The organism is Geodermatophilus sp. YIM 151500 (genome assembly GCF_025716945.1).
In the GTDB taxonomy this organism is placed as follows: domain Bacteria; phylum Actinomycetota; class Actinomycetes; order Mycobacteriales; family Geodermatophilaceae; genus YIM-151500.
In genome coordinates, this window is record NZ_JAOVZT010000009.1 from 64,030 (window position 1) to 88,530 (window position 24,501).

Here is a 24,501-nt window from a genome sequence, read left to right on the forward strand (position 1 = left end):
GCGCCGGCTGCTCGGACGGTGCGGCCTCACGCGCCACCCGCCGCGTCCCGCCACTCGCGCGGGGTCGTGCCGTAGGCGTCGCGGAACCGCCGGGCGAAGTGGCTCGGATCGGTGAAGCCGCAGCTGCGGGCGACCGCGGCGATGGTCCGGCGCCGTCCCAGCGGCGCGACCAGCTGGGCCCTCGCCAGCTCGAGGCGCTGGTCGATGATCCACTGCTCCAGGCTGATCCCGGCCGCAGCGCACTCCTGGTAGAGCTTGCGCACCGAGACGTGGTGCGCCGCGGCCAGCCGCGCCGGACCGAGCGAGGGGTCGGTGAGGTGCAGCCGGGCGTACGCCAGCACCCGGCTGACCAGCGTCTCGGCCAGCACCGGTCGGCCCCGGCGCTCGTCCGCCGCGGCCGACACGACCAGCGCCCGCACCAGCTCGACCGTCGCGGTCCCCAGGGCCGCCGCGCCGGCGTCGTCCGCCAGCTCGGCCGCCGAGCGCGCCATCCGGCGCAGGTGCGCCTGCACCAGGCCGTGCACCGGGCTGGCGCGCAGCCGCGGTCCGGCCGCCCGGACCACGTCGACCGGCAGGCCGAGCGCCTCGTAGGGCACCTGGAAGGCCCGCGAACCGCCGGTCCCGGTCCAGCTGAAGACGTACGGCGCGGTCAGGTCGCTGAGCATCAGGTCGCCCGGGCCGACGAGGTGGTCGGCACCGAACTGGCTGAACCGTCCCCGCCCGTGCGGCTGCACCGCCAGCGCGACCACGAGCGGGGCCTCCATGCGCACGTGCCTGGCCGTCCGCACCAGGCGGAAGCCGGTCGCGTCGGCGGTGAACAGGTTGGCCGGCCCGAACTGCCACAGGTGCATCCGCGCCGCCACGTCGCGGGCCGGCCCGAGGTGCTCGATGCGGCAGGGCACCGAGGCCTGGCCCATGGCGGCGCGGAAGCCGTCGATCCGCTCGTCGGGGGTCATGCCGGCGGTGTCGAGCAGGAGCATCGCGCCGTCCTCGGGTCCGGCGGGGCCGGACGCCGGCAGCCGGGCCGGCGGTCGGCCGGGACACACCTCCTCGCGGGCGGGCCGAGTGTGGCAGAGCCGCGGCGGGCGGGGGAGCACCCGCCGCGTGCACCCACGGACGACGACCGTGCAGCGACAGCCGATCCGGCCGCCCCGGCCCGGGCCAGGCTGCGGCCCACGAGCCGTCCGACGGAAGGACCCGCCATGACCCCCGACACCGCACCGGACACGATCGTGCTGGTCCACGGCTTCTGGGTGACGCCCCGCAGCTGGGAGGGCTGGAAGGAGCACTACGAGCGCCAGGGCTTCCGCGTGCTCACCCCCGCCTACCCGGGCTTCGAGGTCGAGGTCGAGGCGCTCAACGCCGATCCGACGCCGATCGCCGAGGTGACCCTGCCGCAGATCATCGACCACCTCGTCTCGGTGGTCGGCGCGCTCGACCGGCCGCCGGTCCTCATGGGCCACTCCGCGGGCGGCACCCTGGTGCAGCTGCTGCTCGACCGCGGCCACGGCGCCGCGGGTGTGGCGCTCAACTCGGCACCCACCGAGGGCGTCAAGGTGCTGCCGCTGTCGCAGCTGCGGTCGACCTTCGTCGCGTTCAGGAACCCGGCCAACCGGCACCGCGCCGTGGGGCTCAGCCCCGAGCAGTGGCACTACGCCTTCACCAACACCTTCGGCGAGGAGGAGTCGCTGCGCCTCTACCAGCGCTACCACGTCCCCGCGTCCAGCCGGATCCTGTGGAGCACGGTGCTGGCCAACGTCATGCCCGGCCCGCAGGACGCGCACGTCGACTACCGCAACGACCGGCGCCCGCCGCTGCTGTTCGTCTCCGGCGGCGAGGACCACCTCATGCCGCCGAGCGTGCAGCGCTCGAACGCCAGGCACTACACCGGCGACACCGTCACCGAGGTCCGGGAGTACGAGGGCTTCGCGCACCTCCTGCCCGCCCAGGAGGGGTGGGAGCGGATCGCCGACGACGTCCTCGACTGGGCCCTGCGCCACGCGCAGGCGCCGCGACCGGAGGCCGCCGGCGCGCAGTGAGCCGGTCGGTGCCGCGGCCGGCACGGCGGCTCGGGGACGGGTCGCTGGGACACTCCCGCCGTGCCCGAGACACCGCCCCGCACGCCGCTGGCCCCGCCGGACGCCGCCGCCGCCGAGGAGATGTGGACGGCCTACGCCGCCGCGCACCCGGAGGCGGCGGCCGGCGCCGAGCACGTCGTCGAGCAGTTCGGCGACTCGGCCGAGCTGGCCGAGGAGCTGATCGGCCTGGTGCTGCACGGACCGAAGCGGGCGACCGCCGCGCTGGTCGCCGACTTCGTCGGCGAGGGCCAGCCGCTGCCGCGCATCGGCGGGCACTGGATCGCCTGCGACGGAGCCGGCGTGCCCCGGGCGGTGCTGCGGACGACGGAGCTGCGGCTGGGCCCGATCGGCAGCGTGGACGACGCCTTCGCCCGGGACGAGGGCGAGGGTGACCGCACCCGCGCCGACTGGCTGGCCGGGCACCGCCGCTACTTCGAGCGCACCTGCGCGGCCCGCGGCGAGCGGTTCACCGACGACCAGGACGTCGTGTTCGAGCGGTTCCGGGTCGTCTGGCCGCCCGGGCCCGCCGGCTGAGCGGGTGCCCGCGGGGGTCAGCCGCCCCGGCGGTTCTCGGCCTGGACGATCCCGCGGAGCGCCGTCCGGAGGGCCTCGTCCTCGCCGTCGTCGCGCTCGAGGGCGGCCAGCGCCGGTCCGGTGAGCAGCGACTCGTCGACGGTGTCCAACCAGGCGACGTCGCCGTCCACCCGGCGGCCCACCTGCAGGCCGTCGCCGTCGCGGCGGACGACGTACCGCTCGCCGTCGAGCTCGATCGTCATGTCGTCGGTCATGACCGGGCCGCTACCCCGGTGACCCGTCCGGCACCCGCGGAACACCCGGTGGGCGCCCCGTCCGGCGGCGGAGCACGTGGGCCGCGGCCTCGGCCCGGCTGCCGAGGCCGAGCTTGGCCAGGACGTTGCCCACGTGGTGCTCGGCGGTGCGGGGGCTGATGACGAGCCGGTCCGCGATCGCGGCGTTGGAGAGGCCCTCGGCCAGGAGGCCCAGCACCTCCTCCTCGCGGTGGGTCAGCGGGCCGACGTCCGACCGCGACCGCCTCGGCCACGGCCGTGCCCGGTCGCCGAGCCGCCGCAGCAGGGCCGCCGCCTCGTCCGCCCGCCGTCCGGCGCCCGCGTCGGCGAAGGTCCGCAAGGCCCGGCGGGCCTCCGTGCGGGCCACCTCCGGCCGCGCGTCCGCCAGGGCGCGGGCCAGCTCGAGGCGGGCCTCGGCCACGTCGCCGGGCAGGTCGGCCTCGGCGAACGCGACGATGGCGCGTTCCGCCTCGACCGCCGCCTCGGCCGCCCCGTCGCCCGTCCGCTCGTGCGCGCCGATCCGGGCCCGCGCCAGGGACGCCGCGCCCCGCACGGGTGCCAGTCCGGTCGTGCCCGCCAGGCGGGTGAGCTCGTCGGCCGCCCGGCAGGCCTCCGGGACGTCGTCGCCGGCCAGCGCGGCGTCGACGAGGGCGGCGAGCAGCGGCACGGCCCGGACGTCGGGCGGGCGCCGCACCAGCGCCCGGCCCAGCGTGGCGGCCGCCGTGTGCGGTTCCCCCCTCGCCAGGTGCACCAGGGCCAGCGGCAGCGCCGCCTCGGGGCGGTCCTCGGCGCCCTCGAGGAGCCGGGCGGCCTCCTCCGTCCGCCCCTGCCGGACCCGCAGCTCCGCCAGCCGCAGCAGCGGTTCCGCGCGCGAGCCGACGTAGGTGCCGTCGTAGATGCGCAACGCCAGCTGCAGCTCCCGCTCGGCCGCCGACCAGCGCCCGGCCGCGCAGAGCAGGCCGCCGTAGTGCATCCGGCAGATGGCCGAGATCGGCAGCTCGCCGGTGCGGTCGACGTAGCGGTCGACGGCGAGCAGCCAGGTGTCGGCCCGCCGCACGTCGAGCGCCAGTTCGCAGGCGGAGAACAGCGCGCAGTAGATCTCACCCGCCGCCCACGGGTCGGTGACCAGGCCGCAGGCGATCGCCGCCACCGACTCGTCGACCAACGCCATGCCCGCGCTCACGCGCCCCTGCTCGACCAGGCCCTTGCCCGTGTAGGCGAGGGCGTCGAACTCCAGGCCGGCGTCGGCGAACCGGCGTCCGCAGGCCCGGGCCTCCTCGGCCCGGCGGACCCGCTCCGCCGGGTCGTCGGCGGCCGCGGCCAGGACGAGCTCGAGCCAGCCCCGTTCGGGGCAGTCGCCGCACCCGTCCAGCGCGCGCTGCGCCGAGGCGACCCAGCCGTTCACCACGGCCTCGTTGCCGGTGATCAGCGCGTGCAGCACCGCCAGGCGGACGGCGACCAGAGCGGCGGCGCGCAGGTTCCCGCGCCGGCGGTGGAGGGCGAAGGCGTGCTCGCGCAGGGCCAGGGCCCGCGGGTAGTCACCCAGCCAGTAGAGCGCCTGGCCCAAGCCGTCGACCGCCTCGGGGCTGCCGTCGGCCGCGCCGCCACCGGCCCGCTCGAAGCAGGCCCGTGCGGTGCTCCAGTCGCACGCCGCCAGGGCGGCGGAGCCCCGGTCGACCAGCTCCCCGACCTCGGGCGCCATGCCCCCAGCGTCCTCGCGCGGACCGCGTCCGGGAAGCCGTCAGGACCCGTGCCCCGGCCCGTGTTTCCACCCATGACCGGGCCGCCCGCCGGGCCGACGATCGGGACCTCCGCACGCACACCGGGAGGGAACCGCGATGACGGGCACGCTCGAGATCCGCGGCGGCTGGCAGCTCGACGAGGCCGGCGCCGCCGCCTACGAGGAGATCCTGGTGGCCGCGCTGCTCGGGCCCTGGGCCGAGGACCTGGTCGAGCAGGTCGGCGTGGGCACCGGCCAGCGGGTCGTGGACGTCGGCTGCGGCACCGGCGCGGTGGCCCGCGCGGCCGCTCGGCGGGTGGGCGCCGACGGCACGGTCGGCGGCTACGACGTCAACGACGCCATGCTCGCCGTGGCCCGCCGGGTCAGCCGGGGTTCGACGCCGCCGATCGGCTACACCCGGGCCCCCGCCGACGCGCTGCCGCTGCCCGACGCGGCCGCCGACGCGGTGCTCTGCCAGCAGGCGCTGCAGTTCGTGCCCGATCCCGCCGCGGCGCTGGCCGAGATGCACCGGATCTGCGCGCCCGGTGGTCGGCTGGGGGTGTCGACCTGCCGCGGCCTGGCGCACCAGCCCGGCTACCGGGTGCTCACCGACGTCCTGGCCCGGCACCTCGGGGAGCAGACCGCCGTGGTGATCCGCAGCCCGTACGCGCTCGGGGGCGTGGCGGAGCTGCGTGCCCTGGTGCAGGCCGCCGGCTTCACCGCCGCGCACGCCCGCATCGTGGTCTCGCCGTGCCGCGTGCCCTCGGCGGAGGCGTTGCTCCGTGGCGAGACCGCCAGCTCTCCGCTCGGCGACGTCCTCGAGCGGCTGGACGCCGGCGCCGCCGCGGCGCTCGTCGACGAGCTCACCGCCGCGCTCGACCCGCACACCGACGACGACGGTGTCCTCTTCCCCTTCGAGACGGTGGTGGTGACGGCGGACCGCTGACCGCCGCCCGCGGCGCCTCGGCGAGGATGGCGCCCGTGGCCGAGGAGGAGTACTGCGAGGTGGTGGTCACCGCCGACGACGCCGACTGGCTGGCCGGCTTCACCCGCGCGCTGGTCGGGGAGCGGCTGGCCGCCTGCGGGCACACCGTCGCGCCGATCCGGTCGGTGTACCGGTGGGAGGGCGCCGTGCACGACGAGGGGGAGGCGCGCGTCGCGCTGCACACCCGGCGCTCGCTGGTGCCGGCGATCGTCGCCCGGGCCGACCGCGACCACCCCTACGACGTGCCGTGCGTGATCGCGATGCCGCTCGTCGGCGGCAATCCGGCCTACCTGGCGTGGATCGCGGCGGAGACCCGCGAGGCATGAGGTGCTCCGGCGGTCCGGGGTCGTCGTCGCGGTCGCCGTCGCGGTCGCCGTCCTGGTGCTGGCCGCGGTGACCGGCCTGCTCTGGGGGCTGCAGCGGCGGCTGGTCTACTTCCCCGACACGTCGCCGGTGCCGCCCGCGGCCACGGTGCTGCCCGGCGCGCGCGACGTCGTCCTCGCGACGTCCGACGGGTTGGAGCTCGGCGGGTGGTGGCTGCCGGCCGGCGCGCCGGAGGCGCCGGCCGTGCTCGTCGCCAACGGCAACGGCGGCTCGCGGGCGTTGCGCGCCCCGCTGGCGCGGGCCTTGTCGGACGCCGGACTGGCGGTGCTGCTCTTCGACTACCGCGGGTACGGCGGCAACCCGGGCTCGCCGAGCGAGGAGGGGCTGGCCCGCGACGTGCGGGCCGCGCGCGCGTTCCTGGTCGAGGAGGTGCCGGCCGCGCCGCTGCTCTACTTCGGCGAGAGCCTGGGCGCCGCCGTCGTCACGGGCCTGGCGGTCGAGCACCCGCCGGCCGGGCTGGTGCTGCGCTCGCCGTTCGTCGACCTGGCCGCGGTCGGCAGCCACCACTACCCGTTCCTGCCGGTGCGGGCGCTGCTGCGCGACCGGTACCCCGTGGCCGAGCGGGTGGCCCGCGTCGACGTGCCGACGACCGTCGTCCACGGCGGGGCCGACTCGATCGTGCCGCCGGCCCAGAGCCGGGCCGTGGCGGAGGCCGCGGCCGACCTGCACGCCGTCGTCGAGGTGGCGGGCGCCGACCACAACGACCCGGTGCTGCTCGACGGACCCGAGGTGGTCGCCGCCGTCACCGACCTGGCGAGGAGCGCCCCCTGACCCGGCGGGAACGGCCATCACCGCCGGGACGGCGCCCCGCCGGCCCGGCCCGGACGTCGGGTCAGCCCGGTTCGCCCCGGGCCTTGCGGCGGGCGACCACGCCGAGGTCGACCGCCGCGATCGCGGCGAGCACGAACAGCACGACGGGGAAGACCACGGGCAGGGCGGTGCCCAGCATGATGAAGCCGGCCACCGTGCAGAAGACCAGCCCGAACGCGGCGAGCACCAGCCGCAGGGTCAGCGCCGACTGCGCGGGCGGGGCGCCGCCGATGCCCGCGGTGGGGTCGTGGTAGTCGGGGAGGCCCTGCGCGTAGTCCTCCCGCGTCCGCTTGCGGCCGGGTCCGTCTCGGGGCTCGTTCATGCTCTCCGCGGTACCCGGGCCCGCTCGCGCACTACCCTGGACCGACGTGGCAACCGACTTCGCGACCGTCCTCGACGAGCTCGACACGACCCTCCGCTCGATCGAGGCGGTGCTCGACGTCGACAAGCTCCGCCGCGAGGTCGCCGAGCTGGAGCAACAGGCCGCCGCGCCCGACCTGTGGAACGACGTCGAGGCCGCCCAGGCGCTGACCTCCACGCTCTCCTACAAGCAGGGCGACCTGCGCCGGGTCGAGGAACTGCGCCGCCGGCTCGACGACGTCGGCCTGCTGCACGAGCTCGCCGCCGAGGAGGACGACGCGGACACCGCCGCGGAGGCCGAGCGGGAGCTGGCCGCGCTGCGCAAGGAGATCGACGAGCTCGAGGTGCGCACCCTGCTCTCGGGCGAGTACGACGCCCGCGAGGCCCTGGTCACCATCCGCTCCGAGGCGGGCGGCGTGGACGCCGCCGACTTCGCCGAGATGCTGCTGCGGATGTACCTGCGCTGGGCCGAGCGGCACAGGTACCCGGTCGAGGTCTACGACACCTCCTACGCCGAGGAGGCCGGGATCAAGTCGGCCACCTTCGCCGTCAAGCACCCCTACGCCTACGGCACCCTCTCGGTCGAGCAGGGCACCCACCGGCTGGTGCGCATCTCGCCGTTCGACAACCAGGGCCGCCGGCAGACCTCCTTCGCCGGCGTGGAGGTGCTGCCCGTCGTCGAGCAGGACGACCACGTCGAGATCCCGGAGAACGAGATCCGCATCGACGTGTTCCGCTCCAGCGGCCCCGGCGGTCAGAGCGTCAACACGACCGACTCCGCCGTCCGCATCACCCACCTGCCGACCGGCATCGTCGTCTCCTGCCAGAACGAGAAGAGCCAGATCCAGAACCGGGCCGCGGCCATGCGGGTGCTGCAGGCGCGGCTGCTGGCCAAGCGGCAGGAGGAGCAGCGCGCCGCCATGGACGCGCTGCGCGGCGAGGGCAGCAGCTGGGGCAACCAGATGCGCTCCTACGTGCTGCACCCGTACCAGATGGTCAAGGACCTGCGCACCGAGCAGGAGACCGGCAACACCGCGGCCGTCCTGGACGGCGACATCGACTCGTTCATCGAGGCCGGCATCCGCTGGCGCCGCCAGCAGGAGTCGGTCCCCACCGCCTGAGAGGACCACCTCCTGGTCGTCCTCTCTGCAGGGTCCCGCCGCCGTCCGGACCCGTCGACGGGCCGTCGGCGAGCTCGCAGCCGGCCGCCCGGACGGCGTTTCCCGGGCCCACGCCCGGGCAGCCCCACCCGTCGCGTGCGTGTCGCGTCGGTCCGGCGGTGGGGGTGCGGCAGACAGGTACCGTGGCGCCTCGTGATCGAACTGCAACACGTCACCAAGCTCTACCCGGCCAGCTCCCGGCCGGCCCTGGACGACGTGTCGACGGAGATCGACAAGGGCGAGTTCGTCTTCCTCATCGGCTCCTCCGGCTCGGGCAAGTCGACGTTCCTGCGCCTGCTGCTCAAGGAGGACGACCCGACGTCGGGCACGGTCACGGTCAACGGCAAGACGCTTGGCACGATGAGCAAGTGGCAGGTGCCGAAGTTCCGCCGCACCATCGGCTGCGTCTTCCAGGACTTCCGCCTGCTGCGCAACCGCACGGTGGCGCAGAACGTCGCCTTCGCCCTCGAGGTGATCAACAAGCCGCACCGCACGATCCGCCGGGTCGTGCCCGAGGTGCTGGAGATGGTCGGCCTGGAGGGCAAGGCCAACCGGCTGCCCGGCGAGCTCTCCGGCGGTGAGCAGCAGCGGGTGGCGATCGCCCGCGCGTTCGTCAACCGGCCGCTGGTGCTGCTGGCCGACGAGCCGACCGGCAACCTCGACCCGGAGACCAGCGAGGGCATCATGCTGCTGCTGGAGCGGATCAACCGCACCGGCACCACCGTGCTCATGGCCACGCACGACTACCACATCGTCGACTCCATGCGCCGCCGCGTCATCGAGCTCAACTCGGGAGTGCTCACCCGCGACCAGAGCCGTGGGGTCTACGGCGTCGGCCGGTAGCCGCCGCGCCCCGCCGTCCTCCCGCCGCACGTCCACGACAGGAAGCACATGCGCGTCAACTTCGTCCTCTCCGAGGTGGCCACCGGGCTGCGTCGCAACCTGACCATGACGGTCGCGATGATCCTGACCACGGCCATCTCGCTGGGGCTCATGGGGACCGGCCTGCTGATCGCCGGGATGATCTCCGAGATGAAGGAGATCTACTACGACAAGGTGCAGGTCTCCATCTTCCTGACCGACGACGTCACCGACGAGCAGCGCAGCGCCATCGAGGCCCAGCTGCAGGAGTCGCCGGAGGTGCAGAGCTACCTCTACGAGTCCAAGGACGAGGCGTACGCCCGCTTCCAGCAGCAGTTCAGCCAGCAGCCGGAGCTGGTCGAGAACACCCCGCCGGACGCGCTTCCCGAGAGCTTCCGCGTCGAGCTGGTCAACCCCGAGCGCTACCCGGTCATCGCCGAGCAGTTCCCGAACGGGCAGGGCGGCGTCGACCAGGTGCGCGACGAGGGCGACTTCCTCGACCGGCTGTTCAGCCTGCTCAACGGGGCGCGCAACGCGACGATCGCGGTGGCCGTCGTCCAGGCGCTCGCGGCGCTGCTGCTGATCTCCAACACCATCCAGCTCGCCGCGTTCAACCGGCGCACCGAGACCAACATCATGCGGCTGGTCGGTGCCTCGCGCTGGTACACCCAGCTGCCGTTCATCCTCGAGGCCGCCGTCGCCGGGCTGATCGGCGCGGCGCTGGCCGTCGGCGGGCTGGTGCTCACCAAGGTGCTCTTCGTCGACCGCACCCTGGCCGGGCCGATCAAGGCCGGCATCATCCCGCCGGTCGACTGGGGGCAGATCGCCGTCATCAGCCCGGTCATCGCCGCCGCCGGGGTGGGCCTGGCCGGCATCGCCGCCTACGTCACCCTCCGCCTGTACGTGCGGTTGTGAGCCACTCGGAAAGGTGAGCCGCCCCCGCGCGGGCGGTCCGAGGAGTGGGGGGCCGGAGGCCTCCGCGACGAGTAGAAGGACCCCGTCCTCCCCACCCTTCGCAGGCTCAGGGCGGGGCCCTGGGCGGCGCCGAGGATGACGGATAATGGAGGCATGCCGCGGGAAGAGGGGCGCAAGCTGATCGCCCAGAACAAGAAGGCGCGGCACGACTACTCGATCCTCGACACCTACGAGGTCGGCCTCGTGCTCACCGGCACCGAGGTGAAGAGCCTGCGCGCCGGCCGCGCCTCGCTGGTCGACGGCTTCGCCACCGTCGACGACGGCGAGGTGTGGCTGCAGCACGTGCACATCCCCGAGTACACGCAGGGCACCTGGACCAACCACGCCCCGCGCCGCAAGCGCAAGGTGCTCATGCACCGCAGCGAGATCGAGAAGCTGATCGGCAAGACCCGCGAGGGCGGGCTGACGCTCGTCCCGCTCGACCTCTACTTCAAGGACGGCCGGGTCAAGGCCACCCTCGCGCTGGCCCGGGGCAAGAAGTCCTACGACAAGCGGCAGGACCTCGCCGAGCGTGACTCGCGCCGGGAGATCCAGCGGGCCTTCGGCCGCTACGTCAAGGGACGGCGCTGAACCGCAGCTCCACCACCCGTCCGGCCGGTCGCCGGCGCGCCGCCTACCGTGAGCGCCATGCGCGGAGCGGCCTACGAGCAGTACGGCGACGTCTATGTCCTGGCGGTCCGCGACGACCTGCCCGGCCCGCCGGTCGGCCCGGACACCGTGCTCGTGCGGGTGCACGCCGCCGGCGTGAACCCGGTCGACCTGAAGATCCGGCAGGGCGCGCTGACCGCCGCCTACCCGCACCACTTCCCGATCGTGCCGGGCTGGGACGTCGCCGGCGTCGTCGAGGCCGCCGGCCCCGCGGTGGTCGCCTTCGCGCCCGGTGACGAGGTGTTCGGCTACGTTCGCCGGGACGACGTCCAGTGGGGGACGACGGCCGAGCTCGTGCCCGCCCCGCAGCGCTGCCTGGCCCGCAAGCCGCGGTCGCTGTCGTTCGCCGAGGCCGGCGCCCTGCCGCTGGCCGGGCTGACCGCGTACCAGGCGCTGACCGAGGTGCTCGACGTCGGCGAGGGGGAGCGGGTGCTGGTGCACCGCGCGGCGGGCGGCGTCGGATTCTTCGCCGTCCAGATCGCCGCCGCCCTCGGCGCGCACGTCATCGGGACGGCGAGCCCGCGCAACCACGGCTTCGTCCGCGACGGCGGCGCCGCGGAGGTCCACGACTACGCCGCCGGCCCGCTGTCGGAGCAGCTGGGCGAGCCGGTCGACGCGGTGCTCGACCTGGTCGGCGGCGACGCGCTGGCCGACGCACCCAAGCAGGTGCGCGACCCGGCGCGGATCGTCTCGATCGTCGACCCGGCCGTCCGCGACCTCGGCGGCCGGTACGTCTTCGTGCGTCCCGAGCAGCACGACCTCGAGGAGCTGGCCCGCATGGCCGACGCCGGGCAGCTGCGGGTGCCGATCGCCAAGGCGTTCGGGCTGGAGCAGGTCCGCGAGGCGCACGAGCTGGTGGCCGGCGGGCACGTCCGCGGCAAGGTCGTGATCACGCTGGCTTGATCCCGGGCGTCGTCCGGCAGCCGGCGGTACGCAGGAGCCCTCCGGCCGGCGCCGAGCGCACTAGAGTGCTGCGCACCCGCTCCCGGCGAGGTGGGCCGCATGAGCGTTGATTCCGCCGTCACCCTGGACGACGGCACACGGCTGGGCTACACGGAGGTCGGTGCGCCCGACGGCGCCCCTGTCCTGTTCTTCCACGGGACGCCGGGTTCCCGACTCGACGTGACCGTCGGACTGGAGGAGGACGCCCATCGGCTCGGGCTGCGCCTCGTCGCCGCGGACCGACCCGGGTGCGGCGAGTCGCCGTTCGTCGGCTACCGGGTCCGGGACTGTCCCCGCCTGATGGCGGGGCTCCTCGATGCGCTGGGGATCGGCGAGGTCGCGGTCGTGGGGTTCTCCGGTGGCGGACGGTACGCCGCCGCGATCGCCGCGGAGCTGCCCGGCCGGGTCCGTCGCGCGGCCCTCGTGTCGAGCACCGCCCCGTCGGACCTGCCGGGCGTCCGGTCCACCTGGAGCAAGGAGGACAGGATGGTCTACGGGCTGGCCGTGCGGGCGCCGTGGCTGCTGCGGGCGTACCTCGCCAAGCTCTCCCGCGACATGCGACGCGATCCCAGGGCCCTGCTGAAGCTCTTCAGCGACCTCTCCGCGCCGGACCGCGCGGTCCTCGACCGGCCGGGCACCCCCGAGGCCCTGCAGCGGGTCGTCGGTGAAGCGCTGCGACCCGGCACGCGGGGCGTCGCGCACGACTTCGCGCTGGAGGCGCGGCCCTGGGGCGTCGACCTCCGCGGCATCCGCGTCCCGGTCGACGTCTGGCACGGGGACGACGACTCGATCGTCTCGCCGCAACAGGGACGCATCCTCGCGGGCGCCATCCCCGGGGCGCGGCTGCACCCGGTGCCGGGGGAGGGGCACCTCTCCATGCGTCTCGACCGGGCGGCCGACGTCCTGGAACCGCTCGCCTGACGGTGCGGCCCGCCGGCGGGCTGGGGGAGACTGCCCGCGATGAGTGTCCGGCCCCCCACCGACGACTCCGACGTCCCCCGCTACTGGCGGGAGCTCGACCTGCCCGGGCTGGTCGACGTGCACGTGCACTTCCTGCCCGACCGGATGCAGGCCAAGGTCTGGCAGTTCTTCGCCGAGGCGGCGCGGAACTACGGCCGGGACTGGCCGATCCACTACGAGCTGCCGGTCGACGAGCGGCTGGCGGTGCTCGACCGGCTCGGCGTCCGGGCGTTCCCGACGCTGCCCTACCCGCACAAGCCCGGTATGGCCGTCTGGCTGAACGACGAGGCGGCGGCCTTCGCCGCGGAGCACCGCCACGTGCTCCGGTCGGCCACCTTCTTCCCCGAGCCGGAGGCGCCGGGATACGTCGCCGAGGCCCTGGACGGCGGCGCGCGGGTGTTCAAGGTGCACGTGCAGGTCGGCGACTTCGACCCGCGGCACCCGCTGCTCGACCCGGTCTGGGCGCGGCTGGCGGACGCCGGCACGCCGGTGGTGATCCACTGCGGCTCGGGTCCGCGGCCCGGCCGGCACACCGGCCCCGCCCCGGTCGCCGAGCTGCTGGCCCGCCACCCGGGGCTGCGGCTGGTGATCGCGCACCTCGGCCTGCCCGACTACGGCGAGTTCCTCGACCTGGCCGAGCGCTTCGAGCGGGTGCACCTGGACACCACGATGTTCGCCACCGACTTCATCGAGGACTTCGCGCCGTTCGATCGGGCCCACCTTCCGCGGCTGGCCGCGCTCGGCGACCGCGTGCTGCTGGGCAGCGACTTCCCGTCGATCCCGTACCCGTACGCCCACCAGCTGGCCGCGCTGCACCGGCTCGGGCTGGGCGAGGAGTGGCTGCGCGCCGTCCTGTGGCACAACGGGGCGCGGCTGTTCGGCCTGGACGGCGCCGCCGCGGCCTGACCCGCCCTCCGGCCGCCGTCGTCGTGCGCTGATGTGCAGGTCCGCGGCCCGGAAGTGCACACCGGCGCCCACGGACGGCGGCGCCCGTCGGCGGGGGGCCGGCCGGTAGGAAGGCACGTGTGCCCCCGAGCTTCTCGCTGACCGCCGCCGTGCTTGACACCCCCGACCCGCAGGGGCTGGCCCGCTTCTACCAGCGGCTGCTCGGCTGGCCGCTGCGCGACGACGACCCGGAGTGGGCGACGCTGCGCCCCGCGGGCGGCGGCACCGGTCTGTCGTTCCAGCGCGAGGAGCGGCACGTGCCGCCGGTGTGGCCGGCCGGGCCGGGCGATCCGCGCATGCAGGTGCACCTCGACATCCGGGTCGACGAGCTCGACGCCGCCGTCGCGCACGCCGTCGACGCAGGTGGCCGGGTGGCGGAGTTCCAGCCGCAGGACGACGTCCGCGTCCTGCTCGACCCGGCCGGGCACCCGTTCTGCCTGTTCGTCGACGCGTGAGCCGGCCGGCCGGCACGGCCTCGGATTCCGGCCGGCACGGCCTCGGATTCCGGGGCGCGCGAGCACCGGTCCGGCTGCCGGTCAAGGCGCGCACGCGGAGGGAGAACCGGGCGTGTGCGGTGGCGCCCGGTTCCGAGCCGGGAGGGAGGCCTCGGCGCACACGCTAGGTCTCGGGTGGCCGCGGTCGCGATGGTGGTGACGTGCGGGCGGCCGGACGCCGGGTCGCTAGGGTGCCGCGCATGGTCAGCGCCGATCGGTCCGGGTCCGCACTCGACGCGCGGCTGGTGTCCCGCGCCCACCGCGCCGTCGAGCCGCTGCACTCGCACGTCTACTTCGCGCCGGAGCTCGACGAGACGCTGGGCGGGCTGGGGCTCGAGCCCGGCCGGATGGTCTACTTCGCCGGCCGGGCGGCGCCGATGGGCGCGGTCGGCCCGGGCGTGGTGACGGCGACCTTCTGCAACTTCTCACCGGCGCTGGTGGCCCGGCACATCCCGCTGGCGTGGAGCATCGCCGCGCCGGAGCAGATCGTCGCCTCCCGCTGGGACGTCGCCCGGACCGCGCTCACCCGGCTGCTGGGCGGCGCCGAGGCGGTCGCCGCGCCGGAGGTGGCCGAGCTGGCGGGCCTGCTGCGCGAGGCGTGCACCGTGCTCACCCCCGAGGCCCGGCCCCTCTACGCCGCCCACGCCGACTTGCCCTGGCCCGACGACCCGTTGCTGCAGCTGTGGCACGGGGCCAGCCTGCTGCGCGAGTACCGCGGGGACGGGCACGTGGCCGCGCTGCTCGACGCCGACCTCACCGGCCTCGAGGCGCTCATCACGCACACCGCCACCGGGCGCGGGTTCACCGCGCAGGCCGCGAGGGAGCTGCGCGGCTGGACCGAGCAGGAGTGGGCCGCCGCCCGCGCCGCGCTGGTCGACCGCGGCCTGCTCCGCGATCACCCCGGCGACACCGGTGAGGGCGGCAACCCCGGTGGCGGTGATCTCGCGCTCACCGACGAGGGCGTCGAGCTGCGGGAGACGATCGAGGCCGAGACCGACCTGCTGTCGGCCGACCCCTTCCTGCACCTGGGCCAGGAGCGCACCGAGCGGGTGGTCGAGCTGGCCAGGGGGATGGCGCGCCGCATCGTCGGTGCCGGTGCCTACCCGCCGGGGCTGCTGGCCGCGCGGGGCTGAGCACCGGCTGACCGGGGCGCACCGGCGACCGGGCGCACCCCCGAGCGGTCGCCGGTCCGCCCGGCGCTCCCTATGGTCTGGGTCACACGGTCAAGGGAGTCGCCATGTCCACCACGGACCGCCCGGCCAGCCCCGGCACGCGCACCGACGTCGACGCCGCCTTCCGCGGACACGCGACCTACCGCAGCCTCGGCGAGCAGCAGCTCAGCGAGGCCGAGGAGCGGTTCGAGAAGGGACGCCGCACCGTCGGGCTGTTCCTCGCGCCGGTGGTCACGATCGTGTTCGCGCTGCTGCCGCTCGACCTGCCGCGCGAGCAGCACCTGCTCGCCGCGGTGCTGCTCGGCGTCATCGTGCTGTGGATCACCGAGCCGGTGCCCATCCCGATCGGTGGCCTGATCGGGGTCGGTGTGATCGCCCTCCTCGGGGTCGTGTCGGGCGACGACGCGGTGGCCCCGCTCGGGTCGACGACGGTGTTCACCTTCATCGGCGCCTTCATCCTGGCCCAGGCGATGCTCAAGCACGGTGTGGCCCGGCGGTTCGCCATGACGATCCTGTCCTTGCGCTGGGTCGGCGGCTCCACCGCACGGCTGATCATCGCCTTCGGGTTGATCACCGCGCTGCTGTCGGCGTTCGTGTCCAACACGGCCACGGTCGCGATGCTGCTGCCCACCGCGATCGGCATCCTGTCGGTCATCGCCAAGCTGCTGCAGCAGAAGGAGCTGGTGGCGCCGGACTTCGACCCGCTGCGGTTGCGGGTCGGCGTCGCCCTGATGCTGATGCTGGCCTACGGCGCGAGCGTCGGTGGGCTGATCACCCCCGTCGGCAGCCCGCCCAACCTGATCGGTCGCGGGCTGATCGAGGAGGCGACGGGCGAGCGGATCGGCTTCCTGTCCTGGATGCTCATGGCGCTGCCCATCTGCGCCTTGATGTTCGTGGCGCTGGCCGCGGTCCTGCTGCTGCTCAACCGGCCGGAGATCAAGCGGATCGAGGGCGTGCACGAGTACGTGCAGCAGGAGCGCGAGGCGCTCGGCCCGATGTCGCGGGCGGAGAAGAACACGCTCATCGCCTTCGGCGTCACCGTGGCCTTCTGGATCTTCCCCGGCGTCATCGCGCTCACCGCGGGCACCGACTCCGACCTCTACACCGAGGTGGGCAACCGGCTCGACGAGGGCATCGTGGCCGTCCTCGGCGCCTCGCTGCTGTTCCTGCTGCCCACCGACTGGAAGGCCCGCGACTTCACGCTCAACTGGAGCGACGCGGCGAAGATCGACTGGGGCACCATCCTGCTGTTCGGCACCGGGATCATCTTCGGCTCGCTGCTGGCCTCCACCGGTCTGGCCGAGACGATCGGCAACAGCTCGGCCGATGCGCTCGGCCTGACCAACGTCTTCCTGATCACCATCTTCGCGGTGATCCTGGCGATCATCATCTCGGAGACGACGAGCAACACGGCCTCGGCGGCGGTCGTCGTCCCCATCATCATCCCGGTGGCGGTGGCCGCAGGGGTCAACCCGTTCGTCCCGGCGCTGGCGGCCACGTTCGCCGCGTCGTTCGGGTTCATGCTGCCGGTGTCGACGCCGCAGAACGCGATCGTCTACGGCTCGGGCGTCGTGCCGATCACGAAGATGATCCGGTCGGGCTTCTCGTTCGACGTGCTCGGGGCGATGCTCATCGTGCTTCTGCTGCCGATCATGATCGGCCTCGTCCTCGACGTCTGACCCGCTCCGCCGAAGGCATAGGAAGCTTTGCCCCCGGTATCGATCGCCGACACCGGGGGCAAAGCTTCCTATGCCCTGGCGCGGTGGCGGGGTGGAGGCGGGGCGGATCCGGGGCACGGGCGCTGACCCTCAGCGGCGGGCCTCCGCGAGCGCGGCCTCGCCGACCTCGACCAGGGTGGCCTCCGGAGGCGTCGGGTGGAACGGGCCGCCGCGCACGTCGCGGTAGGCCCGCTCGAGCGGGGACCGCCGGTAGAACGCCGCACCACCGGCCACCTGCAGCGCCAGATCGGTCACCGCGACCGCTTCCAGGACGGCGTGCCGCTTCGCGACCAGCACGGTCCGCAGCGCGACGGGCCCGGCCTCGGGGTACTCGCCGACCTCCTCCAGGGCGCCGAGGACGCCCCACCGCGCGACCCGGAGCCGGGACTGCATCTCGCCCAGCTGGCGGGCCGCTCCGGCGGCGGGGGCTGTCTTGCTTGCGGTGAGACGGAGCGCCTCGTCGTAGGCGCCCTGGGCCACGCCGAGGTAGACGCCGGCGATCACCGGGGCGAAGTGCAGCACGGCCACCAGCAGCGGGCCGGTGAGCTCCCCGTAGGGACGGCGGCCGACCACCCGCTCCGCGGGGACGAAGACGTCGTCGAGGACGACGTCCTGGCTGGCGGTCCCGCGCATGCCGAGGGTGTCCCAGGTGTCGACGAGCGAGACGCCGGGACTGCTGAACGGGACGCCCGCGTGCAGCACCTCGGCGCCGGGACCGGGCTCGCCCAGCACGGCCGACGTGGCCAGGACCGTCGCCCCGGGCGCCTGGGAGCAGAAGGACTTGCGGCCGGTGAAGAGGTAACCGCCGTCCACCTCGACGGCGGTGGTGGTGGGGCTGACCCAGTCGGAGCCGCCGCTGGTGGCGAGGACGATGCCCTCCCCGGCGATGCGGCGCAGCGTCGCGCCGGCGTCCGGGGCGCCGCGGTGGTGGCGGTAGCGGTGCACCAGCGTGAGGTAGTGGTGCATGGCGGAGGCGAGGGACGCCGAACCGGACCAGCGGGCCAGCTCGTGCTGGGCGAGGACGACCTGGCGCCAGGAGGCGCCGAGGCCGCCGAGGTCCGCCGGTACGGCGAGACCGAGGTAGCCGGTCTCGCGCATGGCGTCGTAGGCCTCCGCGACGAACGTCGCGTCGCGGTCGTGCTCGGGCTCGTGCTCCGCCGCTCGGCGACCGATGTCCGCGGCCAGGGCGACGAACTGCTCGTCGGTGGACAGGGGCTGCAGGGTGGTGGTCATGCGGCGACGGTGCCGAGCGCCCGGCGGCCTGACCAGTTCACGTTCTGCACCGGGTGCGGGAGCATGGCGGCATGTCCCGGTACGGCCAGTACTGCCCGATCACGCGTTCCCTCGAGGTGCTCGGCGACCGCTGGACGCTGCTGATCGTCCGGGACCTGCTGCTCGGCGCCGAGCGCTTCAACGAGCTGTCCCGGGGGTTGCCGGGGCTCTCCCGAGGGCTGCTGTCGAAGCGGCTCGACCACCTGGTCCGGACGGGCCTGGTCGAGCACCGCGACGGTCGCTACGCGGTGACCCGCGCCGCCGAGGAGCTGCGCCCGATCGTGTTCGGGCTGGCGGAGTGGGGCGCGCGCTGGGCGTTCGGCGAGCCGCGACCCGACGAGCTGGACGCGACCACGCTCATGTGGTGGATCCGCGGGGGCATCGATCCGGGGGGCTTCGGCGAGCGGGACCCGGTGGTCGTGGAGGTGTGCTTCCGCGGCGGGCGGCGACGGCTGTTCTGGCTGGTCGTCCGGCGCGACGACGTGTCGCTCTGCTTCACCCGCCCCGACTTCCCGAGCGACGTGGTCGTCGACGTGGGCCTCGACGTCCTGTACCAGGTGTGGGAGGGCCGGATCGAGTACGGCGCCGCCGTGCGCGACGGTCTGCTGACGGTCACCGGCGACACGGCCCTGGTCCGGGCGCTGCCCCGCGCTCTCCGGCTGAGCCCCATCGCGGGCTACGTCCGCGCGGCGATGGCCGACGCCCGCTGACCGACACCGGTTCACGAGCGGAACCGCTCACCCCGCCCGGTCCCGGGTTCACCCGTCCGGGGCTGGACGGGCGTGTCACCATGGACGACGGCCCGACGGGCGCCGCGAACGGCCGGCGCCGTCTGCGAGCGAGCGAGGGGAGCGGACGTGCGCACCGAACCTCCGCATCCCAGTAGCGAGGTCCTCCCCGCCTGAGCGTCCCGCCGACCGGTTCGGCAGGGGAGGACCGCCGCCCGCGCTCACCCCTCGCCGTCCGTCCCGGGAGTCCGCCGTGTCCGACCGCCGTCGCGCGCTGCCCGCGCTCGCCACCCTGACCCGCCGCCCGCGCCCGGAGCTCCGCCCGCCGGCGCCGGTCGCGCCCGCGCCGGCCCGCCGCTCGCGGATGGTCGACAACGCCGTCTACGCCGCCGGACGGCGGATCGCGACGCCGTCGTCCGCGGCCGAGAGCCGCGCCGAGCTGGACGGCGAGCCGGGCCGCCTGGCCTGGCTGGGGCTGTACCGGCCCGAGCCGCACGAGCTCGGCCGGTTGGCCGAATTGTTCGACCTGCCCGAGCTGGCCGTCGAGGACGCGATCACCGCCCACCAGCGGCCGAAGTTCGAGCGCTACGGCGGCACGCTGTTCGTCGTCCTCAAGGCCGCCCGGTACCGGGACGTGACCGAGGAGGTCGAGTTCGGCGAGCTGCACCTGTTCCTCGGCCGCGACTTCGCGATCAGCGTGCGGCACAGCGAGTCGCCGGACCTGTCACGGGTGCGCCGCCGGCTGGAGAGCGAGCCGGCGCTGCTGGCCAAGGGGAGCGAGGCGGTGCTGTACGCGGTGCTCGACGCGGTCGTCGACGGGTACTCGCCGGTGGTCGCCGGGCTGGCCAACGACATCGACGAGATCGAGACGCAGGTGTTCGGCGGCGACCCCCGGGTGTCGCGGCGGATCTACGAGCTCTCCCAGGAGGTGCTGGAGTTCCAGCGGGCCGCGCAGCCGCTGACCGGCATCCTCGCCGCCATCCAGGCCGGCTTCGACAAGTACGGCGTCGACGAGGAGTTGCGCGGCTACCTGCGCGACGTCGCCGACCACGTCGTGCAGGTCAACGAGCGGGTGGAGGCCTTCCGGATGCAGCTGCGCGACATCCTGACGGTCAACGCGACCCTGGTGGCGCAGCGGCAGAACGAGGAGATCCGCGAGCTGACCGAGGCGTCGATCGCGCAGGGCGAGGAGGTCAAGAAGATCTCCGCCTGGGCGGCCATCCTGTTCGCGCCGACGCTGGTCGGCACGGTCTACGGGATGAACTTCGAGGCCATGCCGGAGCTGGGCTGGGCGTTCGGCTACCCGTTCGCCCTGGTGCTCATGGCCGGGGTCTCGTCGGCGCTGTACGTGGTGTTCAAGCGGCGCGACTGGATCTGAGCCCCGCGGCGTTCCGCCGAGCAGCGCACCGTGGGATCGTCGCCGGGAGGCCGACGCCGCGTGCGTCGGCGCGAGAGCCCGGAGCGGAACGGACGACGGAGGGCCCGCGATGACGACACCACCGAACGGTCCGACCCCGGACGACGACGAATCGCCTGCGCCCCGCTCGTCCGAACCCGGGCGTGCCGCCGGCGTGGAGCTCGGCAAGTCCGACGACGGCGGCACCTTCGAGCCCGAGGAGGACGCGCAGCCCGACGGCTGAGCGCCCTACCAGCCGCCGGGCTGCGCCCGGTCACCGGGCCGCTGACCCCGTGCACCGTGTCTCGAGGACGTTCCCGCAGGAACGTCCGCGGGCCACGGACCGGCCGGCCCACGCGAGCATCCCGGGTCCGATGGGACGTCGTCGGCACGGGCCGCGCGTCACCCCGGCGGGGGAACATCCGGACGGCGGGGCCCGTTACCCTGACTGCACAACTGAACAGGGGGTGATTGGTCTCGACTTCGGTCGGGTGCCCAGGGGAAGCGAGCCGAGGAAGCCGACGATGAGCTCGTTAACCACGCGTCGGAACCAACACAAGCGCCGACTCCAGTCAGCGCGAGTTCGCCCTCGCTGCCTGATAGCAGCGTAGGCAACTCTGTCAGCCCGGGTTCGTCATCGGCCCGGATCCTGGCATCAGCTAGATGACTCACCGCGCGTGCCGGTCGCGGGCGCGCGCGGGACATCGAACAGCGACTGGGCCCGTCACACCGACTCGTCCGTGTGATCGGTGGGGCCGAGCAGAGACGCAGCGGACTGCGCTCGGAGAAGCCCTGGACATGCGTCGAAGGACGCGGGTTCGATTCCCGCCACCTCCACAGACAGACAGAGGTGTCCTGGCGAACAGCCGGCACCTCGGTTGGCGACATGGGCTGGGGGCACCGCGCACGGCGGTGCCCCCAGCCCTCGCCATGTCCGCTACGCGTGCGGCGGGTGCACGGCGCCGCGGCGGCGGGAGTTGTGAGCGGTCACCCCCGGCGGGCTGGGCGTCGTCGAGCTGGCGGTGATCACCGGGCAGGTCGCGGCGGGCGGGCAGCGCGGGCGCCCGGCCCGGCGGCCGCACCGGTGCGTGGTCCGATCCGACCACGCCGCGGCCGCTGGTGGTTGGTCGCTTCGGGCGATGAGGTGCCGCGCCCGGATTCCTAGCGTCCAGGGCGTCAGGAACAACGCCCGGACCCCAGGAGGCGACCGATGTCCGTCGTCATGATGATCGACAACCCTCACGGCTCGCAGGAGATCTACGAGCGGGTCGCGGCCGGCCGGCGCCTGCCGATCGGCGGCAGCGTGCACCTGGCCGGGCCGGGCCCGAACGGCGGCTGGCGCGTGATCGACGTGTTCGACAGCGAGGAGGAGGGACGCCGGTTCGTCCGCGACGAGCTGGCCCCCGCGCTGCGCGCCGCCGGGGCGCAGGGCCCGCCGCCGCCCGTGGAGTTCTGGCCGGTGTACCGCTGCGTGACGGGGGTGCCGGCATGACCGCGACCACGTCCCCGGGACGGCCGGGCCCCACCGCGCGGCCGTCGCCGTCGATGCGCTCGGCGGGGCATGCCCGGGGCCTCGGGCCGGGCTCGTGGAGCCGTCCGCGGCGGCTGCTGGGTGCGGCGACCGTCGCCGTGGGACCGCTCGTGCTGCTCGGCGGCATCCTCTACCACCCGTTCATCGCCGACCTGCGGCACAAGCACGACGTGGCGGTCGCGCTGGAGGCGTCCACGATCCGGTGGTCGGTCGCCCACCTCGTCGCGGCCGTCGGCTCGGCGCTGGTCGCGCTCGCGTTCCTCGCGGTCACGGCGGCGCTGCGTCAGCGGGGCGAGTGGCGGTGGAGCGGGCGCGTGGTGCCGTTCGTCGTCGTCGGCAGCACGCTGTTCGCGCTGCTGCCCGCGATGGAGATCGCGGTGCTGGCGGCCTCGTTGGCCGGCGCCGACGCCGAGGCGGTGCTGATCGAGCTCGACCCCTGGTTCCGGCCGGTGTTGCTCGGTTCGGCGGCGGTGTTCGCCGTCGGGATGGCCTGCGCGGCACGGGCCGTCGTGCGCGCCAGGGTGCTCGGGCGGGCGATGACCGCGCTCGTCGTCGGCGCGCTGGCGGTGACCGCGGTAGCGCGCTTCCTCCCGTTCGGCGCGGCGCTGACCGTGGGCGCGGCCGCGCTGGTGGTCGGCCTGCTGCCGCTGGTGGGCACCGTGGCGGCCCGACCGCCGGTCCCGGCCGGGCTGGGCTGACGTCGGGACTCCGGGCCGGGCTCCGGCGGATCCGCACGATCCGCCGGAGCCCGGCCCGCACCCCTGGACCGGCCGGGCCGGTCGGCGGTTCCATGGGGTGGGGAGACGGATGACGCTCGCGGAGAAGCTCACGACGGCGCGGGAGGCGGTGGCCGCCCGGGAGTGGGCGCGGGCCTACGACGCGCTGCGCGCCGCCGACCGGGACGGCGAGCTGGGGGCCGACGACCTGGAGCGGCTGGCTCTGGCGGCCTACCTGAGCGGGCACGACGAGGCCCACGAGGACGCGATGGAGCGCCTCGTGCACCGGCTGGACGAGGCGGGCGAGGCCCGCCGCGCGGCGCGGACCGCGTTCTGGCTGGCCCTCGCCCTGGTCCTGCGCGGCGAGCCGGCCCGCGGCGGCGGCTGGCTGGCCCGCGCCGAGCGCACCCTGGCCGAGGCGGGGAACCCGCCGTGCCCAGAGCAGGGCCTGCTGATGGCGGCGATGGCCCTGCACCACCTGGGCGCCGGGGAGAGCGAGGCCGCGGCGGAGGTGTTCGACCAGGTCATCGCCATCGGCCGGCGCTTCCACGACCCCGACGTCACCGCCTTCGGCGTCTGCGGCTGCGGGCAGGCCATGATCGCGGGGGGCCGGCGCGACACCGGGCTGCGCCTCCTCGACGAGGCGATGGTCGCCGTGACGGCGGACGACGTCTCGCCGGTCACCGTCGGCATCGTGTACTGCGCGGTGGTCGTGACCTGCCACCAGGCCCTCGACCTGCACCGGGCGCGCGAGTGGACGGGCGTGCTCAGCCGGTGGTGCGCCGCCCAGCCCGACCTCGTGCCCTACCGGGGACAGTGCCTCGTGCACCGCGCGCAGGTGCTCGCGTTGGAGGGCCGCTGGCCGGAGGCCATGGAGGAGGTGGCCCGGGCGCGGGAGCGGCTGGCCGATCCGCCCGGCCAGCCGGCGGTCGGGATGGCCTGGTACGAGACCGGCGAGCTGCTCCGGCGGCTGGGCCGGCACGCCGACGCCGAGGACTGCTACCGGCGGGCGAGCCAGCACGGCCACTCGCCGCAGCCCGGCATGCTCCTGCTGCGGCTGGCCCAGGGGCGCGGCGCGGAGGCCCGCTCCGCGGTCGACGCCGCGCTGGCGACCGCGACGTCCGCGGCCGACCGCTGGCCGTTGCTCGCCGCGGCGATCGAGGTCTGCTGCGCCGCCGGCGACCCGGCGGCTGCCCGCGCGGCCGCCGACGAGCTGGACGCGCTCGCCCGGGAGCAGCCCGGCGAGTGGCCGCGGGCGATCGCCACGACCGCGGTGGGCACCGTGCTGCTGGCGGAGGGGGCCACCCGGGAGGCAGGGGCGGTGCTCGCCCGCGCCCGGGACGCCTGGCGCGAGCTGCGCGTGCCCTACGAGGCGGCCCGGGTGCGGATCCTGCTGGGCGAGATGTGCTCGGCCCTCGGCGACGCCGACGGGGCGCTGCTGGAGTGGGACGCCGCCCGCTACACCTTCGAGGAGCTCGGCGCGGTCGACGACCTGGCCCGGGTCGCCGCGCGGCTGGCGCCGGAGGCACCCGAGCGCCCCAGCGGGCTGACCCACCGGGAGCTGGAGGTGCTCCGGCTGGTGGCGCAGGGGCAGACGAACCGCGAGATCGCCGACGCCCTGGTGCTCAGCGAGCACACGGTCCGGCGGCACCTGCAGAACGTCTTCGCCCGGCTCGGGGTCTCCTCCCGCGCGGCCGCGGTCGCCTTCGCCGTGCAGCACGACCTCGTCTGACCGACGCCCTTCCCGCGCGGCACGGGTCCGCCGCGCCCCCGCGCGGGTCCGGCGCGGGGCGTGGCCCGTTCGGACCACGCCCGGGCCGGCACGGTTGGTCGTCCTGGT

General features: G+C 75.0%; 26 protein-coding genes and 1 other RNA gene. 22 read left to right on the plus strand and 5 right to left on the minus strand.

Annotated features, from left to right (window positions below):
* Positions 1 to 26: 26 nt before the first annotated feature.
* Positions 27 to 980 (minus strand): AraC family transcriptional regulator, encoded by a 954-nt coding sequence (locus OF117_RS15385; protein WP_263553721.1) that lies wholly within the window; start codon positions 978 to 980, stop codon positions 27 to 29.
* A 222-nt stretch (positions 981 to 1,202) separates the two neighbouring features.
* On the opposite strand from OF117_RS15385, the gene OF117_RS15390 reads away from it, so the two are divergent.
* Together OF117_RS15390 and OF117_RS15395 are read left to right on the plus strand one after the other, a co-directional pair.
* A complete protein-coding gene (locus OF117_RS15390) occupies positions 1,203 to 2,039 on the plus strand; it encodes an alpha/beta hydrolase (protein ID WP_263553722.1) in 837 nt (278 codons plus the stop codon).
* 60 nt (positions 2,040 to 2,099) lie between these two features.
* Positions 2,100 to 2,612: an ASCH domain-containing protein gene (locus OF117_RS15395; RefSeq protein WP_263553723.1), complete on the plus strand. Its 513-nt coding sequence runs from the start codon at positions 2,100 to 2,102 to the stop codon at positions 2,610 to 2,612.
* Positions 2,613 to 2,629: 17 nt separating this feature from the next.
* On the opposite strand, the gene OF117_RS15400 is transcribed toward OF117_RS15395, so the two are convergent.
* Together OF117_RS15400 and OF117_RS15405 are read right to left on the minus strand one after the other, a co-directional pair.
* Entirely contained in the window at positions 2,630 to 2,866 is a 237-nt protein-coding gene (locus tag OF117_RS15400) for a hypothetical protein (RefSeq protein ID WP_263553724.1), read from the minus strand.
* Between the two features lie 10 nt (positions 2,867 to 2,876).
* Positions 2,877 to 4,586, minus strand: a complete 1,710-nt coding sequence (locus tag OF117_RS15405) for a LuxR C-terminal-related transcriptional regulator (protein ID WP_263553725.1) — start codon at positions 4,584 to 4,586, stop codon at positions 2,877 to 2,879.
* Positions 4,587 to 4,722: 136 nt separating this feature from the next.
* On the opposite strand from OF117_RS15405, the gene OF117_RS15410 reads away from it, so the two are divergent.
* The 3 genes from OF117_RS15410 to OF117_RS15420 are packed head-to-tail and all read left to right on the plus strand — an operon-like array spanning position 4,723 to position 6,744.
* Positions 4,723 to 5,550, plus strand: coding sequence for a class I SAM-dependent methyltransferase (locus OF117_RS15410; RefSeq protein ID WP_263553726.1), 828 nt, complete (start codon positions 4,723 to 4,725; stop codon positions 5,548 to 5,550).
* A 35-nt stretch (positions 5,551 to 5,585) separates the two neighbouring features.
* The gene (cutA, locus tag OF117_RS15415; protein ID WP_263553727.1) at positions 5,586 to 5,915 is read left to right on the plus strand and encodes a divalent-cation tolerance protein CutA; all 330 of its coding nucleotides are present in this window, start codon (positions 5,586 to 5,588) and stop codon (positions 5,913 to 5,915) included.
* Position 5,916: 1 nt separating this feature from the next.
* Positions 5,917 to 6,744, plus strand: coding sequence for an alpha/beta hydrolase (locus tag OF117_RS15420; protein ID WP_263553728.1), 828 nt, complete (start codon positions 5,917 to 5,919; stop codon positions 6,742 to 6,744).
* 61 nt (positions 6,745 to 6,805) lie between these two features.
* Here OF117_RS15420 and OF117_RS15425 read toward each other — a convergent pair whose 3' ends face one another.
* Positions 6,806 to 7,105 (minus strand): DUF6343 family protein, encoded by a 300-nt coding sequence (locus OF117_RS15425; RefSeq protein WP_263553729.1) that lies wholly within the window; start codon positions 7,103 to 7,105, stop codon positions 6,806 to 6,808.
* A gap of 46 nt (positions 7,106 to 7,151) precedes the next feature.
* Here OF117_RS15425 and prfB point away from each other — a divergent pair, with 46 nt between their 5' ends.
* The 10 genes from prfB (at position 7,152) to OF117_RS15475 (ending at position 16,979) form a co-directional block, all read left to right on the plus strand.
* Complete coding sequence (gene prfB / locus OF117_RS15430) at positions 7,152 to 8,264, plus strand: peptide chain release factor 2 (protein ID WP_263553730.1); 1,113 nt, start codon at positions 7,152 to 7,154, stop codon at positions 8,262 to 8,264.
* Positions 8,265 to 8,456: 192 nt separating this feature from the next.
* Entirely contained in the window at positions 8,457 to 9,146 is a 690-nt protein-coding gene (gene ftsE / locus OF117_RS15435; protein WP_263553731.1) for a cell division ATP-binding protein FtsE, read from the plus strand.
* 48 nt (positions 9,147 to 9,194) lie between these two features.
* On the plus strand, positions 9,195 to 10,079 hold the full coding sequence (ftsX, locus tag OF117_RS15440; RefSeq protein WP_263553732.1) for a permease-like cell division protein FtsX: 885 nt from the start codon (positions 9,195 to 9,197) through the stop codon (positions 10,077 to 10,079).
* Between the two features lie 153 nt (positions 10,080 to 10,232).
* Positions 10,233 to 10,709 carry an SsrA-binding protein SmpB gene (gene smpB, locus OF117_RS15445; RefSeq protein WP_263553733.1) on the plus strand — a complete coding sequence of 159 codons (477 nt, stop codon included), beginning with the start codon at positions 10,233 to 10,235 and terminating at the stop codon, positions 10,707 to 10,709.
* 57 nt (positions 10,710 to 10,766) lie between these two features.
* Entirely contained in the window at positions 10,767 to 11,690 is a 924-nt protein-coding gene (locus tag OF117_RS15450) for an NADP-dependent oxidoreductase (protein WP_263553734.1), read from the plus strand.
* Positions 11,691 to 11,789: 99 nt separating this feature from the next.
* Positions 11,790 to 12,650, plus strand: coding sequence for an alpha/beta fold hydrolase (locus OF117_RS15455; RefSeq protein ID WP_263553735.1), 861 nt, complete (start codon positions 11,790 to 11,792; stop codon positions 12,648 to 12,650).
* Between the two features lie 39 nt (positions 12,651 to 12,689).
* Positions 12,690 to 13,595, plus strand: coding sequence for an amidohydrolase family protein (locus OF117_RS15460; protein WP_263553736.1), 906 nt, complete (start codon positions 12,690 to 12,692; stop codon positions 13,593 to 13,595).
* A 119-nt stretch (positions 13,596 to 13,714) separates the two neighbouring features.
* Positions 13,715 to 14,089, plus strand: coding sequence for a VOC family protein (locus OF117_RS15465; protein ID WP_263553737.1), 375 nt, complete (start codon positions 13,715 to 13,717; stop codon positions 14,087 to 14,089).
* Between the two features lie 239 nt (positions 14,090 to 14,328).
* Complete coding sequence (locus OF117_RS15470; RefSeq protein WP_263553738.1) at positions 14,329 to 15,261, plus strand: SCO6745 family protein; 933 nt, start codon at positions 14,329 to 14,331, stop codon at positions 15,259 to 15,261.
* Positions 15,262 to 15,365: 104 nt separating this feature from the next.
* Positions 15,366 to 16,979 (plus strand): SLC13 family permease, encoded by a 1,614-nt coding sequence (locus tag OF117_RS15475; RefSeq protein ID WP_263553739.1) that lies wholly within the window; start codon positions 15,366 to 15,368, stop codon positions 16,977 to 16,979.
* A gap of 129 nt (positions 16,980 to 17,108) precedes the next feature.
* Here the strand turns inward: OF117_RS15475 and OF117_RS15480 are convergent, their stop codons facing one another.
* Entirely contained in the window at positions 17,109 to 18,251 is a 1,143-nt protein-coding gene (locus OF117_RS15480) for an acyl-CoA dehydrogenase family protein (protein ID WP_263553740.1), read from the minus strand.
* Between the two features lie 71 nt (positions 18,252 to 18,322).
* Between OF117_RS15480 and OF117_RS15485 the strand changes: the two genes are divergently transcribed.
* The 7 genes from OF117_RS15485 to OF117_RS15515 all read left to right on the plus strand — a co-directional run bounded on the left by OF117_RS15485 (position 18,323) and on the right by OF117_RS15515 (position 24,393).
* A complete protein-coding gene (locus tag OF117_RS15485) occupies positions 18,323 to 19,000 on the plus strand; it encodes a winged helix-turn-helix transcriptional regulator (RefSeq protein ID WP_263553741.1) in 678 nt (225 codons plus the stop codon).
* Between the two features lie 271 nt (positions 19,001 to 19,271).
* Positions 19,272 to 20,396 carry a magnesium and cobalt transport protein CorA gene (locus OF117_RS15490; protein ID WP_263553742.1) on the plus strand — a complete coding sequence of 375 codons (1,125 nt, stop codon included), beginning with the start codon at positions 19,272 to 19,274 and terminating at the stop codon, positions 20,394 to 20,396.
* 109 nt (positions 20,397 to 20,505) lie between these two features.
* Complete coding sequence (locus OF117_RS15495) at positions 20,506 to 20,658, plus strand: hypothetical protein (protein WP_263553743.1); 153 nt, start codon at positions 20,506 to 20,508, stop codon at positions 20,656 to 20,658.
* A gap of 219 nt (positions 20,659 to 20,877) precedes the next feature.
* Positions 20,878 to 21,254, plus strand: a transfer-messenger RNA (tmRNA) gene (gene ssrA, locus OF117_RS15500).
* Positions 21,255 to 21,624: 370 nt separating this feature from the next.
* Positions 21,625 to 21,906, plus strand: a complete 282-nt coding sequence (locus tag OF117_RS15505; protein ID WP_263553744.1) for a hypothetical protein — start codon at positions 21,625 to 21,627, stop codon at positions 21,904 to 21,906.
* Positions 21,903 to 22,643 carry a hypothetical protein gene (locus OF117_RS15510; protein ID WP_263553745.1) on the plus strand — a complete coding sequence of 247 codons (741 nt, stop codon included), beginning with the start codon at positions 21,903 to 21,905 and terminating at the stop codon, positions 22,641 to 22,643. Before OF117_RS15505 ends, OF117_RS15510 begins: the two co-directional genes overlap by 4 nt.
* Positions 22,644 to 22,752: 109 nt before the next feature.
* On the plus strand, positions 22,753 to 24,393 hold the full coding sequence (locus tag OF117_RS15515; RefSeq protein ID WP_263553746.1) for a LuxR family transcriptional regulator: 1,641 nt from the start codon (positions 22,753 to 22,755) through the stop codon (positions 24,391 to 24,393).
* Positions 24,394 to 24,501 lie beyond the last annotated feature (108 nt).

Coding starts and splice junctions, on each gene's coding strand:
- OF117_RS15385 (WP_263553721.1), bottom strand. CDS start 980: ATGCTCCTGCTCGACACCGCCGGCATGACCCCCGACGAGCGGATCGAC.
- OF117_RS15390 (WP_263553722.1), top strand. CDS start 1,203: ATGACCCCCGACACCGCACCGGACACGATCGTGCTGGTCCACGGCTTC.
- OF117_RS15400 (WP_263553724.1), bottom strand. CDS start 2,866: ATGACCGACGACATGACGATCGAGCTCGACGGCGAGCGGTACGTCGTC.
- OF117_RS15405 (WP_263553725.1), bottom strand. CDS start 4,586: ATGGCGCCCGAGGTCGGGGAGCTGGTCGACCGGGGCTCCGCCGCCCTG.
- OF117_RS15410 (WP_263553726.1), top strand. CDS start 4,723: ATGACGGGCACGCTCGAGATCCGCGGCGGCTGGCAGCTCGACGAGGCC.
- OF117_RS15425 (WP_263553729.1), bottom strand. CDS start 7,105: ATGAACGAGCCCCGAGACGGACCCGGCCGCAAGCGGACGCGGGAGGAC.
- ftsX (WP_263553732.1), top strand. CDS start 9,195: ATGCGCGTCAACTTCGTCCTCTCCGAGGTGGCCACCGGGCTGCGTCGC.
- smpB (WP_263553733.1), top strand. CDS start 10,233: ATGCCGCGGGAAGAGGGGCGCAAGCTGATCGCCCAGAACAAGAAGGCG.
- OF117_RS15450 (WP_263553734.1), top strand. CDS start 10,767: ATGCGCGGAGCGGCCTACGAGCAGTACGGCGACGTCTATGTCCTGGCG.
- OF117_RS15455 (WP_263553735.1), top strand. CDS start 11,790: ATGAGCGTTGATTCCGCCGTCACCCTGGACGACGGCACACGGCTGGGC.
- OF117_RS15460 (WP_263553736.1), top strand. CDS start 12,690: ATGAGTGTCCGGCCCCCCACCGACGACTCCGACGTCCCCCGCTACTGG.
- OF117_RS15470 (WP_263553738.1), top strand. CDS start 14,329: ATGGTCAGCGCCGATCGGTCCGGGTCCGCACTCGACGCGCGGCTGGTG.
- OF117_RS15475 (WP_263553739.1), top strand. CDS start 15,366: ATGTCCACCACGGACCGCCCGGCCAGCCCCGGCACGCGCACCGACGTC.
- OF117_RS15480 (WP_263553740.1), bottom strand. CDS start 18,251: ATGACCACCACCCTGCAGCCCCTGTCCACCGACGAGCAGTTCGTCGCC.
- OF117_RS15485 (WP_263553741.1), top strand. CDS start 18,323: ATGTCCCGGTACGGCCAGTACTGCCCGATCACGCGTTCCCTCGAGGTG.
- OF117_RS15495 (WP_263553743.1), top strand. CDS start 20,506: ATGACGACACCACCGAACGGTCCGACCCCGGACGACGACGAATCGCCT.
- OF117_RS15505 (WP_263553744.1), top strand. CDS start 21,625: ATGTCCGTCGTCATGATGATCGACAACCCTCACGGCTCGCAGGAGATC.
- OF117_RS15510 (WP_263553745.1), top strand. CDS start 21,903: ATGACCGCGACCACGTCCCCGGGACGGCCGGGCCCCACCGCGCGGCCG.
- OF117_RS15515 (WP_263553746.1), top strand. CDS start 22,753: ATGACGCTCGCGGAGAAGCTCACGACGGCGCGGGAGGCGGTGGCCGCC.